This is a genomic window from Saccharospirillum impatiens DSM 12546 (genome assembly GCF_000423605.1).
Classification (GTDB): domain Bacteria; phylum Pseudomonadota; class Gammaproteobacteria; order Pseudomonadales; family Natronospirillaceae; genus Saccharospirillum; species Saccharospirillum impatiens.
Window position 1 is genome coordinate 32,821 of sequence record NZ_AUIH01000023.1, and the last position, 16,502, is coordinate 49,322.

At 57.0% G+C, this 16,502-nt stretch carries 17 protein-coding genes; 1 reads left to right on the top strand and 16 read right to left on the bottom strand.

Going from position 1 to position 16,502, the window contains the following annotated elements; translation table 11 throughout:
• Window positions 1-8: 8 nt before the first annotated feature.
• From G565_RS0112415 to G565_RS0112490, 16 genes are all read right to left on the bottom strand, one after another.
• Window positions 9-803, bottom strand: a complete 795-nt coding sequence (locus G565_RS0112415) for an SDR family oxidoreductase (protein ID WP_028671209.1) — start codon at window positions 801-803, stop codon at window positions 9-11.
• Window positions 800-1,624, bottom strand: a complete 825-nt coding sequence (locus G565_RS0112420; RefSeq protein ID WP_169579649.1) for an alpha/beta fold hydrolase — start codon at window positions 1,622-1,624, stop codon at window positions 800-802. Before G565_RS0112420 ends, G565_RS0112415 begins: the two co-directional genes overlap by 4 nt.
• 10 nt (window positions 1,625-1,634) lie before the next feature.
• Window positions 1,635-2,156 (bottom strand): cupin domain-containing protein, encoded by a 522-nt coding sequence (locus tag G565_RS0112425; protein WP_028671211.1) that lies wholly within the window; start codon window positions 2,154-2,156, stop codon window positions 1,635-1,637.
• A gap of 83 nt (window positions 2,157-2,239) precedes the next feature.
• Window positions 2,240-3,163, bottom strand: a complete 924-nt coding sequence (locus tag G565_RS0112430) for a VOC family protein (RefSeq protein ID WP_028671212.1) — start codon at window positions 3,161-3,163, stop codon at window positions 2,240-2,242.
• A gap of 120 nt (window positions 3,164-3,283) precedes the next feature.
• Window positions 3,284-4,090 (bottom strand): IclR family transcriptional regulator, encoded by an 807-nt coding sequence (locus G565_RS24035; RefSeq protein ID WP_051207851.1) that lies wholly within the window; start codon window positions 4,088-4,090, stop codon window positions 3,284-3,286.
• A 187-nt stretch (window positions 4,091-4,277) separates the two neighbouring features.
• On the bottom strand, window positions 4,278-5,864 hold the full coding sequence (locus tag G565_RS0112440; RefSeq protein WP_028671213.1) for a sulfatase family protein: 1,587 nt from the start codon (window positions 5,862-5,864) through the stop codon (window positions 4,278-4,280).
• Window positions 5,865-5,912: 48 nt separating this feature from the next.
• Window positions 5,913-7,232 (bottom strand): TRAP transporter large permease, encoded by a 1,320-nt coding sequence (locus G565_RS0112445; protein WP_245584175.1) that lies wholly within the window; start codon window positions 7,230-7,232, stop codon window positions 5,913-5,915.
• Entirely contained in the window at window positions 7,229-7,768 is a 540-nt protein-coding gene (locus G565_RS0112450) for a TRAP transporter small permease (RefSeq protein WP_028671215.1), read from the bottom strand. The genes G565_RS0112445 and G565_RS0112450 overlap by 4 nt, the downstream gene beginning before the upstream one ends.
• Window positions 7,769-7,832: 64 nt before the next feature.
• Complete coding sequence (locus G565_RS0112455) at window positions 7,833-8,810, bottom strand: type 2 periplasmic-binding domain-containing protein (RefSeq protein WP_028671216.1); 978 nt, start codon at window positions 8,808-8,810, stop codon at window positions 7,833-7,835.
• Between the two features lie 80 nt (window positions 8,811-8,890).
• Entirely contained in the window at window positions 8,891-10,015 is a 1,125-nt protein-coding gene (locus G565_RS0112460; protein WP_028671217.1) for an FAD-dependent monooxygenase, read from the bottom strand.
• Window positions 10,016-10,188: 173 nt separating this feature from the next.
• A complete protein-coding gene (locus G565_RS0112465) occupies window positions 10,189-11,421 on the bottom strand; it encodes an NAD(P)/FAD-dependent oxidoreductase (protein WP_051207853.1) in 1,233 nt (410 codons plus the stop codon).
• Window positions 11,422-11,449: 28 nt separating this feature from the next.
• Window positions 11,450-12,205, bottom strand: a complete 756-nt coding sequence (locus G565_RS0112470) for an SDR family oxidoreductase (RefSeq protein WP_028671219.1) — start codon at window positions 12,203-12,205, stop codon at window positions 11,450-11,452.
• The gene (locus tag G565_RS0112475; RefSeq protein ID WP_028671220.1) at window positions 12,198-13,235 is read right to left on the bottom strand and encodes an aromatic ring-hydroxylating oxygenase subunit alpha; all 1,038 of its coding nucleotides are present in this window, start codon (window positions 13,233-13,235) and stop codon (window positions 12,198-12,200) included. The genes G565_RS0112470 and G565_RS0112475 overlap by 8 nt, the downstream gene beginning before the upstream one ends.
• Window positions 13,236-13,250: 15 nt before the next feature.
• A complete protein-coding gene (locus tag G565_RS0112480) occupies window positions 13,251-13,568 on the bottom strand; it encodes a recombinase-like helix-turn-helix domain-containing protein (RefSeq protein ID WP_028671221.1) in 318 nt (105 codons plus the stop codon).
• A gap of 4 nt (window positions 13,569-13,572) precedes the next feature.
• Window positions 13,573-13,890, bottom strand: a complete 318-nt coding sequence (nirD, locus tag G565_RS0112485; protein ID WP_028671222.1) for a nitrite reductase small subunit NirD — start codon at window positions 13,888-13,890, stop codon at window positions 13,573-13,575.
• Between the two features lie 306 nt (window positions 13,891-14,196).
• Window positions 14,197-14,976: a GntR family transcriptional regulator gene (locus tag G565_RS0112490; RefSeq protein ID WP_028671223.1), complete on the bottom strand. Its 780-nt coding sequence runs from the start codon at window positions 14,974-14,976 to the stop codon at window positions 14,197-14,199.
• A gap of 134 nt (window positions 14,977-15,110) precedes the next feature.
• Here G565_RS0112490 and G565_RS0112495 point away from each other — a divergent pair, with 134 nt between their 5' ends.
• Window positions 15,111-16,481 (top strand): NAD(P)/FAD-dependent oxidoreductase, encoded by a 1,371-nt coding sequence (locus G565_RS0112495; RefSeq protein WP_245584176.1) that lies wholly within the window; start codon window positions 15,111-15,113, stop codon window positions 16,479-16,481.
• Window positions 16,482-16,502 lie beyond the last annotated feature (21 nt).

The window sequence follows — 16,502 nt, forward strand, 5'->3', positions numbered from 1 at the left end:
CGGGTCTCCTAAATGTGTCGGTTGAACCCGCCGGATACATCCAGCGCGCTGCCTGTGGTGAACGAAGCCATGGGGGATGCCAGAAACACCAGCGCCCGGGCCGGCTCTTCAGGTTTGCCCAGCCGCTTCATGGGTACACCCCGTTTCTCGGCAATGCCGCCGGTCCATTGTTCCCAGCTCAGGCTGGTGTCGCTGCGTTGTTCAAACCGGCGGCGCCACTGGCCGGATTCGACCACGCCCAGCAAAATTGAATTGACCCGTATGCCTTCCGAGACCAGTTGGTCGGCGAGCGAGTGGGTCATGTTCAGCAGGGCTGCCCGAGCCGCCGAAGTGGCGATCATGTGCGGCTCTGGTTGTACCGCGAGCAGGGAGTTCACACAGGTCAGCGAACCGATGTCAGAGTCGGCCAGTTGGCGGCGAAACGCATTCAGCGGGTTGATCACCCCAAAGAGTTTTAGGTTGGCTTCTGATAGCCAGGCTTCGCTCGGGGTATCGTCGTAATGGGCCACAAACCCCTGGCCAGCATTGGCGATCAGCATGTCGGCAGGGCCGAGTGTTGAAGCCACTTCCTGTGCAAACTGCTGGCAGGATTCAGCATCCAGAACGTCGCAGCGCACAGCGATGGCGTCTGCTTTCGGGAAGGCCTGTTTCAGTTGATCCAGGGCGGCAGTCAGACGTTCTTCATCGCGCCCGCAAAAGGCAACTTTGGCGCCCTGGGTTAGCAGCAAACGGACCGTCTCCAGTCCGATACCGGACGAGCCGCCGGTTACCACAGCGACGCGTTGTTCAATCATAAAGCTCATGTCAGGTGCTCCATTTCGAGGCCGGCGATGCCAGCGACATCAATCAGTTCCCGGGCGAAAGCGGCCGGCGCGTCGAGGTAGCTGGCGTGTCCCGCACGCGCGATACCCCGGTAGGGCAATGCCAGCGTCGCCGACAGTGCCCTTACCGAATCGGGCCTTGTAATGGCGTCATCGTCGCCACACAGGACTCGGGCGGGCAGGGCGGTATGCACAGGCCACCAGTCAGTCAGATCGTCATTAGCGAGCAACCAATTGGCTGCCTTGAACCCGTCGAGGTTCAACCGGCTCATACCGGCCTGAACCCGTTCCAGTGCTGAGGCTTCCGGCCCAGGTCGCAGCAGCCGTGGGGCGCGTTCGGTGGCGAAAGCGTCGTTGCCCAGCTCGACCAGGGCAGGCCAGCGGCTGCGGTATACCTGATCCCGCACCTCGGCCGTTTCGTGTTTATAACCCCGCGCCGGATCGGCCAGAATCACGCCAGCGACAAGGCGACCATGTCGGGCGACAAACGCACTGGCGATCAGGGCACCGAGTGAATGACCCACCAGCAGAACGTTGTTGATATTCAGTGCGTCGAGCCAGTCGTTGAGGCGGTCGGCGTAATTGGCCGCATCAGGATGATCCGTCGTCAGCGCAGCACTGCTGCCATAGCCCGGGGCATCCCAGGCGAGCAACCGGAAACCGGGCAGGTGAGGCGCCAGCGGTTCCCAGGAATGTGCTCCCGAACTGATGCCGTGTAACAGCACAATAACGGGCGCGTCTTCCGGACCGGTTTCGCAGTAGTGCTGGGGCCGGTCGTTGAGTAGGATCATCCGTTCTTGCATGGGCATTGGCTCAGTTGCGTTTGACTTTGGACAGCGGATGATCAGCCGGGTATGTCGGAATGTTGGGTTTGGGTGTTCCCAGCATGACGCACATCAGCGCTTCTTCTTCGCCGTGGTTGAACAACCCGCGATAAATGTTGGGAGGAATGGACACAACATCGCGTTCTTCGAGGGTGGTTTCGGTGACGTTGTCGCCATCTTGCAGCGTCAGCGTGATGGTGCCCTTGAGCATGAAGAAGACTTCTTCAACATCGTCGTGAACGTGCAGGGGGCCTTCGCATTTCGACGGCAATACCATGGTCGAAAAGGTGAAATGCTCGGCCGGAATCGAGTTACTGTCGTTGGCGACGCCAGTGGCACCGGTACCGATGTAGCGCATCTGCGCACGACGGTATTTGGGATCGAAATCAGCCTGGAATTTCAACGCATTCCAGTCGTATTTGCGGCCCTTGAATCGGGCAATGCGCGATTCGATCCAATCAGAAAATGACAGGCCGTCGGGTTTTTTCCAGCTAGCGAATTGTTCAGACATGACAGATCCTCGTGGTTATTGACCGATCAGACAGTGAGTCGGCCGGTGTTTCCTGTAGTGAATTCGACACTGAGTCGTTAGCATCAGGCCGTCTTTTTCTGCCGGCGGGTGTCAACGTCGATACCCCCTTCAATGGCCCATTCTGTAAAGGATTCGAGCGAGTGGTGCATGGTGCGCGCCTGCCAGTTCTCGGTCAGGCTGTCTTCGTTGGTGTAGTATTCGAAGGCGCCACCAAGCGGGCTGTTCACATACCAGAAGTAGGCTGATGACACTGGGTGTCGACCCGGGCCGATGAAGGTAGACCAGTGCTTGCGCGTCATTGCGATGCCGCCGCCGATCACCTCGTGAATGTCCCGTACGGTAAAGGCGACATGGTTCAGACCCCGGCCACGATGCGGTAATTTCAGCAGGAACAGATTGTGGTGCCCGCCGCGAGCGTCCATGCGCAGAAAAACACCCCGGTCGATGTAGCGGTCGGAAACAACAAAGCCGAGTTGATCGCAGTAAAAGCGTTCCAGTGTTTCGAGCCCGTCAAGATCATCCACAAAGAAAACGGCGTGACCGATACCGACCGGCTCAGCCTGGTCATACACCGGGCTGGGTTCATCGATGCGGCGCATGTCTCCGTATTGGTTAATGGGAGGAACGGTCAGGGCGACTGGCTCAAGTGTGCTCACGGTAATGCGTACGGTCATGCCGTTGGGGTCCTGACATTCCAGGGCATCACCCAGGTCGCGAAAACCGGGGCGGTCACGCAGGTTCTCGCGGTAGGGTTCGAGGTCGGCTTGTGTTGCAACACCCCACACCATGCGTCGTAAGGTTGGGCCGGGTTCAAATGCGGGGGGAAGACTCGAGTCGTCTTTATCGAACACGCGAACGCGGGCGCCGTTTTGTGTACGAAACTCGCCGGGGCGAACGTGCATCAGTCCGAAATCTGCGGCGAATTGCTCGCTGGCCGCGAGATCTTCAATACCAAACTCCAGTGCTTCTATACCGATCAGGCTCATGGCGTCCTCCAGGGGTGGACGCCATGATTCAACAGCGTCGCACCGTCATTGGATTAAAAAGTGTGTCCGGGCTCTGCCGCTTGGCAGGGCCGTGTTTCTGTTTTCGTTTAGCGCTATTGTTCAGGGAATAACCTTTCGTTCATTGTTGTGTCCCGAATGTCCCAGCAACCCGGAAATGGTGGTGGCCGCTTCGGCAACAAAGGTGCGCAACCGGTCCCGGTCTTCCACCGGAATTTCATGCACGGGAACCATGATGCTGACCACGGCTTCCACGGCGTTTTCGTGGTTAAACACCGGGTAGGCAATCGATGAGATACCCAGTTGGAAAAAAGAATCACTGATCACATAGCCTCTCTCGCGGTCTTCCTGAATCAGCTTCCACAATGCGTCCCGGGTGCCTGGCGAACCCGGGCTGTTGTCGGGCAAGTCTTCGTTCGGGTAGAGTGCGTCGAACGCCTGGCGCGACAGATCACCGAGCAGGACCCGGCCAAGAGCCGTCCGGTGAGCAGGTAAACGACTGCCAACGCTGACCCGGCGAATGGTGGCGTTGGCCGCACTGACGCGAGCCACATAGATCACATCCTGTTCATCACGAACGGCTATATGACTGGAGCAACCCGTTCTGTCTCGCAGTTGTTCAATCACCGGTTGGCCTACCTGAACGACGTCGAGCGAGGCGACGTATTCAAAGCCGAGTCGCAATACGTTGACCCCGAGCGAATAAAGCCCCGTCGCCTCATGGCGCTTGATAAAACCCATGTACTCCAGCGTCTGGACAGCACGATAGACAGTGGCTTTGGGTACATTGACCCGGGCGCAGATATCCGCAAAGCTCAGTTCCCGGTCGCTGCGGCTCAGTTCCAGCAATATGTTCAGGCCGCGTTCCAGCCCGGGTATCAGGTATTTTCGAGTGTCCTGTTCTGCCATGTCCTGTCCTGCCTTCTCAATGGTTGTGTCGGTGCATGTCGGGTAAGAACCCGAACGTACCGGAATGGCCTGACAAATAATTAATATATGAAACACTGTTTATCATATGAATAACCAATACTATATATTAATGAATGCATTCGTCAAGTCTGTCGTTTCGTCTTGTTCTCGTCTGCAAGCGGGGTGCTCAGGCACGGGCCGTCGCGACCAGGCGCTTGTCGCGCAGTTCAATCATGCGTCGCAACAACTGGTGTTCCAGCGAAGCGCGAATGGTCTGGCTGCCTCTGTCACTCCATAAATTATTCAGCTCGTTTGGGTCTTCAACCAGGCTGTAGAGCTCACCGTCGCCACTGTGCTCAAACAGCGTCAGTCGCCAGCTTTGAGTCACCAGGGTGTATACCGCACTGGCTGCGTCAGAGTCTGCAAATACCTCGATGCCCGGGTCTTCAATCAGAACCGAGGCCGCAGGCGTATCCCGGTCAAATACGTCGTGGCCTTGCATTCCGACCGGAATTCGCAAACCGGCTCGTTGCAGTATCGTAGGTCCGAGGTCGATGGCGCTGGCCAGGCGTGTACTGCATTGCCCGGCACGATCGCCCAGCGATGGGTCACGCCAGATGAAGGGCACCCGAATCAGGCTCTGGAAATGCAGACCCAGTTTGAGCAGGGAGCCATGATCGCCCATGTAATCGCCATGATCCGAGGTAAAGGCAACGACGGTATCGTCATCCAGACCCGAGGCGGTCAACCAGGCCATGACCTCGCCAATGGCGTCATCAACCATACTGATACTGCCATAATTCAAGGCGATGGCTTTGCGGGCTTCGTCTTCAGTGACGGTCAATGGCCAGTGACTGTTCCGCTGTTCTTCGCCCCACCGATAGGCGGTCAGTGCGCCGGAAGATAGCCCCTTGATCGCATCGACCGGATGGTGAAAAGAAGCCGGTAGCTCTATGTCTTGTGGATCGTACATGGACCAGTACCGACCGGGCGGTGTGAACGGGTGGTGCGGGTCCGGAAACGAGACGATCAGCACGAAGGGTGTCTCGTCCGTTTGTTCTGCCAGAAACTCGCACGCCTGTTCCTGTATGTAGCGGGTCGGGTATAAGTGCTCGGGCAGTGCTGTGCGCCACGCCTGCGGTGGTAGCGGGCCATAAGCCGGATCGGGGGGCAGCGCAGCGTCCGGCCCGCGCAGTGCTGCAGCGTCAGGGTCCTGCTGATTCAACCAGGCGCTGTAGTGGCCCTCTACCTGATCACCATGGCCAATGCACAGGCGCACATGATCAAAACCATAGTAGGGCAGTGGAATCTCCTGCTCTGGCTGTTGTTGCCATTGCTGGCGAATTTCGCAGTTGTAGTGTTCTCCGCTGCGCTGGCGTTTCAGGCTGTTGCGAGCCTGATCATTCAGTGCATCGCCGTTGCCTTTTTGTTCGCGTTCGGGGGCAGGAATGTTAGTGACATTCTGGAAGTGGGCTTTGCCGATGTAGCCGGTGTTGTATCCGGCATCGCGCAGTGCGTCGGCAAAGGTGAGGCTGTCCAGGTCAAGCGGAATGCCATTTTGGCGAACGCCGTTAACCGATGGCATTTGCCCGGTCATCAGCGCCGCCCGGTTGGGCTGGCAAATCGGGTTGGACACATAGAACCGTTTGAAACGCAGTCCGTCAGCAGACAACCGATCGATGTGAGGTGTTTTGACGATGCGATTACCGTAGCAACCTAGGTGGTCTGCCCGTTGCTGATCGGTCATGAAGATCACAAAATTGGGTCGCTTCATTGCACATCCTCCGGTAACCCTGACGCAGAGTCGGGGTTACCTTTTGGGTTAATCAAACATCAGGCTAACAGGCCAGGTGACGATTTCGGGAAACACAAACACAATGCCAATGGCCAGAAAGTCACAGATCAAAAACGGTACCGCGGCCCGGTAGATATCGGACATGGTTGTACCCTTTGGCGCAACGGCCCGCATGACGAACAGCCCTGCACCCAGAGGCGGAGACGTTGAACCGGTTTCGATAGCGATCAGAAACAACACGGCAAACCACAGTGGGTCAAAACCAAACTGAATGACAACGGGCACAAATATGGGCAGCGTAATCAGCATGATTGGCAAGGGCCCCATGAACATGCCCAGAACCACAATGCTCAAGACCATGGCCAGAACAATGAGTTTAGGGCTAACCGACAGGCTCAGCACCATATCCATCATGCCGTAGGTAGCCCCGGTAAACGCCAGCAGTTGCGAGAACGCAATGGCGCCAGAGACGATCAGTAGAATCATCACCGAGATCATGGAGCTTTCGAACATCGATTCTGAAAAACCGCTGATGCTCAGGCGACGTTTGATCACCGCCAGCAGCACCGTCGCAACCGCGCCGGAGGCAGCTGCTTCTGTGGGTGTGGCGATGCCCAGAAAGATAAAACCGACCACCGCGAATACGATGATGCCTACGGGAAAAATGTTAAGCACGGTCGAGGTGAGTTTTTCCCGCATCGGCGTGTGAGGGATATCAAAGGTGGGGGCGACATCGGGTTCAATTGTACACCGGATCAGAATGTAACCCGCGTACAACACGGCCATCAACAGCCCCGGTACGATGATCGCAATGAGCAACCGGCCGATGGACAATTCAGCCACGACACCCAGGACGACCGCCAGTGCACTGGGCGGAATCATAATGGCCAGGCCGGCTGAACCAAGAATGGGGCCCAGCGACATGGGTTTCTTGTAACCGCGCTTTTCCATCTCCGGTACCAGGCTGGAGCCGAGTAACGCGACCGACCCCATGCTGTTACCCGTGAGCGTTGAAAACAGTACACCGCCACCGACGGCCATAAAGGCCAGGCGCCCCCGAACCTTGCCAAACCATTTGTCGAGGGTGTCCATCACATCCGTGGCAATACCTGACCGGAACATGACTTCACCCATGATCATAAACATGGCAATGGGGACCAGTGTAAAACTGGTGAGTGCACCGGTGGTGTTCAGCACCAATTGTTCAATGCCCGAAAAACCCCCGAGAAAAATGTATGAGCCAACCAGGTTTACCGCCAGAAAGGCAAAAGCAACCGGCATGCCCAGTGCCATTAATACCAGTAGGGAGCCGAGCAGTAGACTGAGTGTTTGCCACCATTCCATCATGAGCGAGCTCCCCATGAAGGTGACCGTAATGACCGGGCGTGCGTAATCGCCTGATCAATGAATTGCAGGGCCATTAACAGCATGGCGATGGGAAATATCAGGGTCAGCCACTGACTTTTCGGGGCCAGCAGTGTCGTTTCGCGCATACCGAATTCCCATTGATCGAGAAAGACGATGGCACCGAATACAGTGCAAACGATGCACACTCCTGCTGACAGCAGGCTGATGATGATCGCCAGCCAGGTACGGATAGGTTCACCCAGGGCATCGGTCAGAATATCGATGGCGACATGCCGGTGTTTTTCCAGCATATAGGGCGCCCCAAGAAACGTCATATACAACAACGAATAGCCACTGATCTCGATGACCCAGATGAGTGATTTTCCCAGAAAGAAACGCGACATAATCTCCAGGAATACGAACAGGGTTGCGCACAGCAGAACAACAGCACTCAACCAGGCCATGGCAACGTTAATCAGGCTAAGTGCCGTCATTACCCTGGCATAAACACTGGTATCAGATCGCAAACTACCCATGGAAATAACTCCTGTCGAAACAGACATGAGCGGTGCGGTTGACCCGGCACCGCTCACTGGAACTTCAGTCTACCAGCATCGCTTTCAGTTCAGCGGCCAGTTCCGGGTCTATCTTGGTTGCCAGGTGATCCCAGGCGGCGTCGAGTGCAATGGTCTGATAATCGGCGGCAGCTTCGTCAGAAAGACGGATCTCCTGGAAACCAGCGTCGGCCACTTCCTGATTGCCCTGATCGATAATCGGCTGCCAGCCACGATCCAGTTGGGGCGCGAGCTCTTCACGCAAGAACGTTTGTACCCGGGTTTGCAGGTCTTCCGGCAATTCGCTCCAGGCGCGGGGGTTAACGATCACGTTGAAACCGGCCCGGTAGATCGCCGGTGTAATGTAGTAGTTAACCACATCTTCGTACTGTTCAGCCCAACCCAGATTACCCTGAACAAACCCTTCGATAACACCCCGTTCCATGGCGGTGTAGATTTCCCCAATAGGCAGCACCAGTGGCTCTGCGCCCAGACCGCGGACAAAGGGCAAGACCGTTGGGAATACGCGAATTCGCTTACCTTGCAGTTCAGTGTGGTCGGTAACTTCGTCTTTGAGGAAGATGTAGAATTTGACATCCGTAGCGGGTATTTCACCCAGGTAAGTCAGGCCGCGCTCGGCGTGAATCTCGGTCATGCGATCGAAATAGCCGGTGGCGTTGATTTCCTCGTAGGTTTTCAAAGAAATATTGGACGAAGGCGAAGACGGAACCAGGCCGGCGTAGTAGCTGGGGCTCATCATTGCCATGTCCATTGAGCCATTGCGCACGGCATCGGCCATTCTGAACGGATCCATGATTTCCGGTCCACCGCGCCAGTTCAGTTCCAGTTCGCCATCAAATTCTGCATTGATCGCATCAATGAAGCGGACGAAACCATCGGAAACCGCGGCAGTTTTCGGCGTGAACGAAACCACGTTCATGCGAATCTCTTCGGCATGGGTGAACGCCATCGCAGCGGTTGAAGCCAGTACAAGGGCCAATTTTGTCAGTGAACGGTTTATCATGACGTTATCCTCGGTTGTAATTGTTAGACATGCTATCGAGTGTTCGATTTTTATGGTGTATCAGTTGTTCCGGTGGTCGGTCAGGCCAGTGCAACATCCCAGGCGCTATAGCCATATACCCAGTCGGCATTGCCAGCTTCTTTGAGCCAGTCGTTGGCGCGAGAGCCTCGCTGCACTTTTGCCGTTCGTTCCTTGCGTGCCTGTTCATATGTATTCAATGCTGCTTTTAGGCTTGCGGAAGTCGCACCTTCCAGCGCGCGTGACAGCACCACAGCATCTTCAATGGCCATGCAGGCACCCTGTGCCATGAAAGGGACCATGGGGTGTGCCGCATCACCCAGCAGGGTGGTGTGCTCTTTTGACCATTGGGGCATGGGCTCGCGTACATAAAGCGCTGATTTGGTGACGCTGTCGCAAGCGTCCAGCAACGTTCTGACTTCCGGGTGAAAGTCTGAATAGACAGCTCGCAGCTCGTCGACATCACCGGGCAACGTCCAGGATTCTTCGCGCCAGTCATCCTGAGCGGTGGTGGCAAAAATGAAGACCTCCTCACCCCGCGTCAGCGGGAACACCACCACCTGACGATCCGGTGTGGGGCCCCACCATTTGGTGAATGAATCGAGATTGGGCACATCGACTCTGGACCGGTCGATGACCGCCCGATAAGACACCAGCCCGGTAAAGACCGGTGAGTCATCGCCCCACAATGAGCGGCGCACCGCAGAATGAATGCCGTCGCCGCCGATCACCAGATCAACGGTTTCCTGGCTGCCATCTTCAAAGTGAATGGTTGGCCGGGTTCCGTTCCCGACGTGGCTTACCCGGGCGCCGAGACTGATCGCCGAGTCCGGCAAGGTGCTCTCCAGGGCGCGCAACAAATCGCCCCGGTGAATGGTCAGCTGCGGTGCCTGGTAGCGTTCCTCGGCTGACTGGTTCATCGGCAGGCGAGAGGTTTCTTCACCGCTGTCCCAGGTCCGGCTGATGCGGTAATTCGGGCGGGCTGCTGTGGTGCGCAAGGCTTCGCCTACCCCCAATTGATCAAGTGCACGTACGGCATTGGGCGTCAGATTTACATCGGCGCCAATGCGCAGAAACTGGCTGGCCTGTTCAAAGACGCGCACGTCGTGGCCCTGTTCTTTGAGGGCGATTGCGGCACATAAGCCGCCGATTCCACCACCGCAAATTCCAATTGTTAGTCCGCTCATGCGTCACCTGTTGGTTGTTTGTTGTATTGGCGGACGGTGTAAGCACGACCGCGTTGTGTGTCAGGTTTGTTGCTTGTTTCAAATATGAAACTATGTTTAATATATGATTCTTTCAATTTATGCCCATCGCGTGCTCAAGTCAACGCCATCGGGTCGCTTTGTGTGTCTGATTGTTAGCGCAACGACATCAGGTTAAATGCCGGATCGGCCAGATCCTCTGCCACCAGGGTGCGCTGACTGCTCATCCAGCGTTTCCCCAGTTTGATGGCTCTGGCCTGGTTAAAGGCGACCAGCTGAGTCAGCCGGTCTCTGGTGTCCAGATAGAAAAATACCGGTCCATCGGCTTCTTCGCGTCTAACGCAGCGCGAATCTGTATCAGGAACGCCCAGCATCTGGATGTTGGTTCCATACTGGTCGGACCAGAGCCAGGCAGGTTCGTCGTAATGCTCGGATTGCCCCATCAGGGCACGTGCGACGACGATTGCCTGGTTTTGTGCGTATGCCCAGGATTGAAGACAGAGATTCAACTTGGGGTGTTGAGCAATATCGCCCGCGGCAAAGATATCCGGGTTGGACGTTCGACCCTGGTCATCTACCACCACCCCCTGTTCAATGGCGAGCCCGGCTTGTCTGGCCAGATCAAGGTTGAAACTGACACCGGTGCCGACCAGAGCCAGGCGGGTAGTCAGGGTATTCAGCCCCCGGGCCATTATCTCAACCTGACCGTCCGCTGTGGGTTCCAGTGATAGATCGGTGCATCCCAGATTCACCTGAACGCCGGCGTTGCGATGCAAGTCGAGCAGGGCAGCTGACACTTCCTCGCCGACGCTGCGAGCACACAGCCGGTCCTGCATTTCATAGACGCTGACTTCCACGCCCAGTTTGCGAGCACTGGCCGCGACTTCGAGGCCAATCCAGCCACCGCCAATCACGGCAAGATGCGGGGTATTGCCCAGCGCCTCGCGCAGGTTGACTGCGTCTTGCCAGCTTCGCAGGGTGACAACGCCTGGTACATCTGACCAGGCGGCTACCGGAATACGGGCGCGAGCGCCGGTTGCCAGCACCAGTTGGTCGTAGGGGATGACGGTGCCATCGTCGAGTGTCAGGGTATGGGCATCGGCGTCCAGAGTTCGGGCGCTGCGCGGCCGCTGCCAATGAATATCGAGACTGTGAATGTCTGTGTCACTGAACAGTGTCGGCAATTCGGGCTCGCCGGTCAGCACTGCTTTTGACAGCGGTGGCCGTTCATAGAAGTCACAATCCTCATCGGCGACAACCGTCAGTTGCCCGCTGAAACCTTCCCGGCGCAGGGTTTTGCACACCCAGCCGCCGGCTTGTCCGCCACCGACAACCACGATGTGGCGGTCATTTGGTTCCTGATTCTTTGAAACTGGTTGATCAGTCATGGGTCGGCTCCCGGGTTCAATGGGTCGGTCAGCGGCAGACAAAACCGCCGTTGATCGGAATTAACTGACCGGTAATGAACCCGGCGCTGGGCGACAACAAAAACACGACGGTGCCATCGATGTCGGCCGGGTGCTGTTCGCGTTTCAGTGCACGGCCCTGCTGATAGGTCTGGTAGCGCTCTTCAGGCACGTACTCGGTGGCCTCGCAGTGGGTCAGGCCCGGTGCAATGGCATTGACGCAAATCTCCCGATCACCGAGTTCCCGGGCCATCGATCGGGTCATGGAGATGACGGCCCCCTTGCTGGCAACATAAGCCATTAACCGGGGAGCCCCCCACAGGGCGGTATCGGAGGCTACGTTCACGACACGGCCAGCCGGCGATTTAGCCAGCAGTGGCACGGCGGCCCGGGTGGTCAGCCAGAGACCACGCACATTCACACGCATGACTCTGTCCCACAGGTCCAGGTCGTACTCTTCCAGTGTTTTACCGCCAACCTGAGTGGCGATGGCTGCGTTATTTACCAGGCCATCCAGGTGCCCGTTACGGGTGATTTGTTCGAAACCGGCGGTGATGGATTCCGGATCGCCCTGATCCATAAGCACGGCTTCGACCTCAACGCCACGTTCCCGCAGGGACGAGGCGGTTTGCGCCAGTTCTTCGGTGAGGATGTCGGTGATGACCAGGCGCGCGCCCTGGTTGGCCGCCGCTTCGGCAATGCTGCGGCCAAGCCCGCGAGCGGCCCCGGTCACCATTATGCGTTTGTCGAGCAATGCATCACGCATGAGTTGCCGCCTCCTGGCGCTCAGCAATCTGCTGTTTGGCCGCTTTCAACAGGACGCGGCGTAACCGGGACAGACCCACATCGTGCTGGTATAAATGTTCCTGGTGGCGGGCATCGGGAGCCATGCTTTCCAGAATCACCCGGTCTTGTTCCAGAACATCCCAATGCAAACCTTCGAGTTTATTGCGGTACAGAAAACGCCATACCTGGCGTTGCCAGCCGTCGACTTCACGCACCCGCCAAAAGAAGACGCGGCAGTTGTCGTTGTCTTCAGGAACAACCATGCCCACAATCCAGAACGGTCCGCCCGGGCCAAACTTTTTCTGATAGGGAATCGACAGACGCAGCCAGAGTGCGCCACTTTTGCCGTATTCAACCCAGTCGAAATTAATACCAACCTGTTCGGTTTTCTTAAAAATAAAGCCACTGTCGGTGGGTTCCAGGGTCATCTCTGCCTGGCGGTCACCTTCGGCCATTGAGTGGGAGTTGGCGTGCAGGAAGGTGCCATGCATCGGGTCCATGACATTGTCGATTGCATACTGGTAGTTGCATTGCCAGGTGGCCGTGCACAGAAAGTGCCCGTAGCGGTCGGTATCGGCTAATTGTTCGGGCAGCTCAAGCTTTGCAGGTGCTTCGTTGTCGGTAGCGCCGAACCAAACAAAGACAGCGCCATGCGCTTCCTGAACGGGGTAGCGTTTTACGCAGGGTTGGCCGACCAGGGTGCTGTTGCTGATGGCGGGGACGTCACACACTGTGCCGGTGCCATCGACTTCAACACCGTGATACCAGCAAGCCAGCCGGTTACCCAGGTTCCAGCCCCGTGAGAGGCGAGCGCCGCGGTGTGGGCAGCGATCTTCAATGGCCTGAATCTGGCCGTCGTGATCGCGCCACAATACGATGTTTTCATTAAGGCGGGTGATGCCCAGCGGGTTGCTGCCCAATTCCCAACTGGCAATGACCGGATACCAAAGTGAACGCAAGCCAGCATCAAGATAGGTTTGCGGATCGATTTCGGGGTGTGACGTACTCATAAGATACCCTCCTGATTACCGGCCAAGGATGGCCATTTCCTGCAGAAAACTGGCTTCTGTCCAGGCTTCGCCCTGACGGTCCTGATAGCCGGCGTTGTTGAGCCCGGTGATGATGTCGGGCAATGATCCGGCACCTTCGGTGAACACGGTTTCCAGGCCTTCGATCAGCGCCAGTTCAAAGGCTTCAGGCACGCGCTCGCGAGTTTGCCAAACCCGGTTATCAAAACCGCCGGGTGCTTCAATGCGGCCCTGGTCGGGTTCGGAAGACGGGATGATTTTGGCCCAGTCTTTCAGCTGCGGGTTGTAGTCCGGAGGTGTCTGTGTGGCAGTCATCGTTTTAGCCCTCATCGCTGAGTTGGAGTTGGATGGCATCATCCAGAATGCGAACCGGATAGGCTTTGACGTCGCGGTCGGCGGGTTCGCGCAGGCACTTACCGGTTTTGATGTCGAACATGGCTTCATGCAGCGGGCACTCGACTTTGCCGTCTTCCACGAACCCCTGTGACAACAGGGCGTAGGCATGAGGGCAGACGTCTTCGAGCGCGTAATACTCGCCGTCGAGCACATAAACGCCAATTTCCTGGCCTTCAACTTTGGCCGAAAATGGGAAGTCCTCCTGGACCTGATTCCTGGTACATACGGTTTGCCAGCTCATGACACCCTCCTGCCAGTCATAGTGATTAGGTCAGCTCTGTGTCTCACATATGATATTTAGTTTTGGATATGAGACGGAAAGAAGTATATCGAGGGGGTTTGGATGAAGTCAATACTATATAGTATAAGTTTGTTCAGTTCGAGATGGCTGTTTGAGAGGCGGGCGTTGTGAACGTTCCGGGTGAGCAAAGATGGGTCCATAAACCCAACGGCAAGCGAGTCCCTGGGTTTATCGGTGATCGTTGGTTACTGACTGGCTCCCAGCGGTTGGCGGCGCAAACCGCAACCGAACTTCACGCATGGACCACTAGGCCGACCGGGTCGTCATTGAAATGCTGTAGTCATTGAGGGGGATGTGCATTATCTGCCAGGCAAAGGTATCGCCCAGATCTGTTTGGTAGTGTGTTTCTAGCCTCAGTCCCCTGGCGTCAGCCGGAGAGTCAGTGGGCCAGACAATGCGGTGTACCGTTTTGGGAAGGGTCAACTGAGTCAGGCGATTGACGGCTTGCCAGGTATTGAGCGTGCCTGCTTTTTGCAACAGTGGAATCAGCGTTTCGTGCTCCAGCTGGTCCGGATCAGCATCAAGCAGTCCCGCCGCCAGATCGGCCCTGAGGTAGACCTCGGTATGGCAGTGAAAAGCACCGTCGATTCGGTCTTGTCTGACAAGATGCACATAGCCTGCATCGCAGGCACCCAGATGATCCTGCCACGGGCCTTTTCTGTTCAGCGCTTCCCGTTTTAACAGGGTGATAAAGACCAGTCTGACCGGTGTGCCGTCGGGGCGGATAAACTGGAAAGTCGGGGTGCCGATTTCACGATTGTGATTGATGTCGGCAACAAAAGTGCCATGGCGGCGCTGGCGGACCAGGTCACCACTGTCGACCAGTGACTTCAATCCATTCTGGATAGTGCCCAAACTCAAAGGCAGGGCTTTGGCGAGCGCTTGCTCAGTCGGCAAGCGCGTGCCGGCGGGTAAGGTGTTGGCGACAATCAGGGCCAGTACCGCATCTCTCAGGCACAGATATTTAGGAGATTTGGGTGAGTTTTCCAATTCTGTTGCGAGTTGGCTATTGAGGATGTCCAGCATGGTTTTGTATCCGGTATTGCCCATTCAATCGTCAGGCAGGTTACCCGATTTGGTCTCCAAAGTATTGGCAGGGCTGCCAATACCCGATAACTCAGTACCTGTGATAGGGTAAATTCAAGCCGCGCTGGTCTTCCATGAATATTGAGGTTTTTTTCGCCATGGCTGCGTTCCCCTTTACTGATCTTTCCCGCCTGGACCATCAGGATTCACTGCCGCAATCCTGTGACACGGTAGTTATCGGCGGTGGCATTGCCGGAGTAATGACCGCCTATTACCTGGCAAAACAGGGTCAGCACGTCGTGCTCTGTGAGAAGGGCCGGATTGCCGGTGAGCAGTCGTCCCGCAACTGGGGCTGGATTCGCCAGCAAGGGCGTCATCCGGCTGAACTGTCGATGATGGTTGAAGCCAATCGGCTGTGGCATCAGTTGGCCGGTGACGTCGGTGAAGACATCGGGTTCAAAACCACCGGCGTACTCTATATGGCGGCCGATCAGGCAGAGCTCGATACCTATGAACGCTGGTTGCCCTTTGCACGGGAAGCCGGTGTCGACAGTCGGGTACTCAGCGCCCGGGAACTGGCCGATCAACTGCCCGGGGCCCGGGGTAACTGGCTCGGTGGTTTGCATACACCGAGCGATGCCAAGGCCGAGCCCTGGCTGGCTGTTCCTGCGCTGGCGCGGCTGGCGAAACGTTCGGGTGTCATCATCCGCGAGCACTGTGCGGCGCGTTCACTGGATGCATCGGGCGGCAAGGTCAGTGGCGTCTATACCGAAGCCGGTCGCATAGGGTGCGATCAGGTTGTGCTCGCTGGTGGTGCCTGGTCGTCTCTGTTTGCCAGGGCACAGGGCATCGCGTTGCCTCAGCTGAGTGTGCTGGCATCGGCGATGGCCACAGACTCGATGCCGGTTGCCTTTGCAGGAGGCGCAGCAGACCCCTCACTCGCGTTCAGAGCACGAGCTGATGGCGGTTACACCATCGCCCATGGGTTTTCGCACGATTTTTATCTGGGGCCAGATGCCTTCCGGTATTTTGGCGCCTTCCGGGAGCAAGTGAAATCCGGTCTGAAAACCACCCGCTTTCGCCTGGCAGCACCCAGTGGCTTCCCTGATGCCTGGGGCACGTCACGTCGCTGGCAGTCCGGTGAAGTGACGCCTTTTGAGCGATTGAGAGTGTTGAATCCGCAACCGAATATGCGCACCCTGAATGCCGCGCTCGATCACTTTGCCAGGGTGTGGCCCGAGTTCGGCAGACCAACCATCCGTCAGGCGTGGGCCGGGATGATCGATACCCTTCCGGATGAAATACCGGTCATCGACCGGGCCGCTGAATTGCCGGGTCTGGTGATTGCTACCGGTCTTAGCGGCCATGGTTTTGGTATTGGTCCGGCTATCGGACGCGTGGTGGCTGACCTGGTAACAGAGCGTTCAGTGGGGCACGACCTGACACCGTTTTCACTGAAGCGGTTCAAGTCGGGGCGGGTATTGAAGCCGGGTCTGGCGTTTTAAAGACAATCGGGTAGTGTCTTT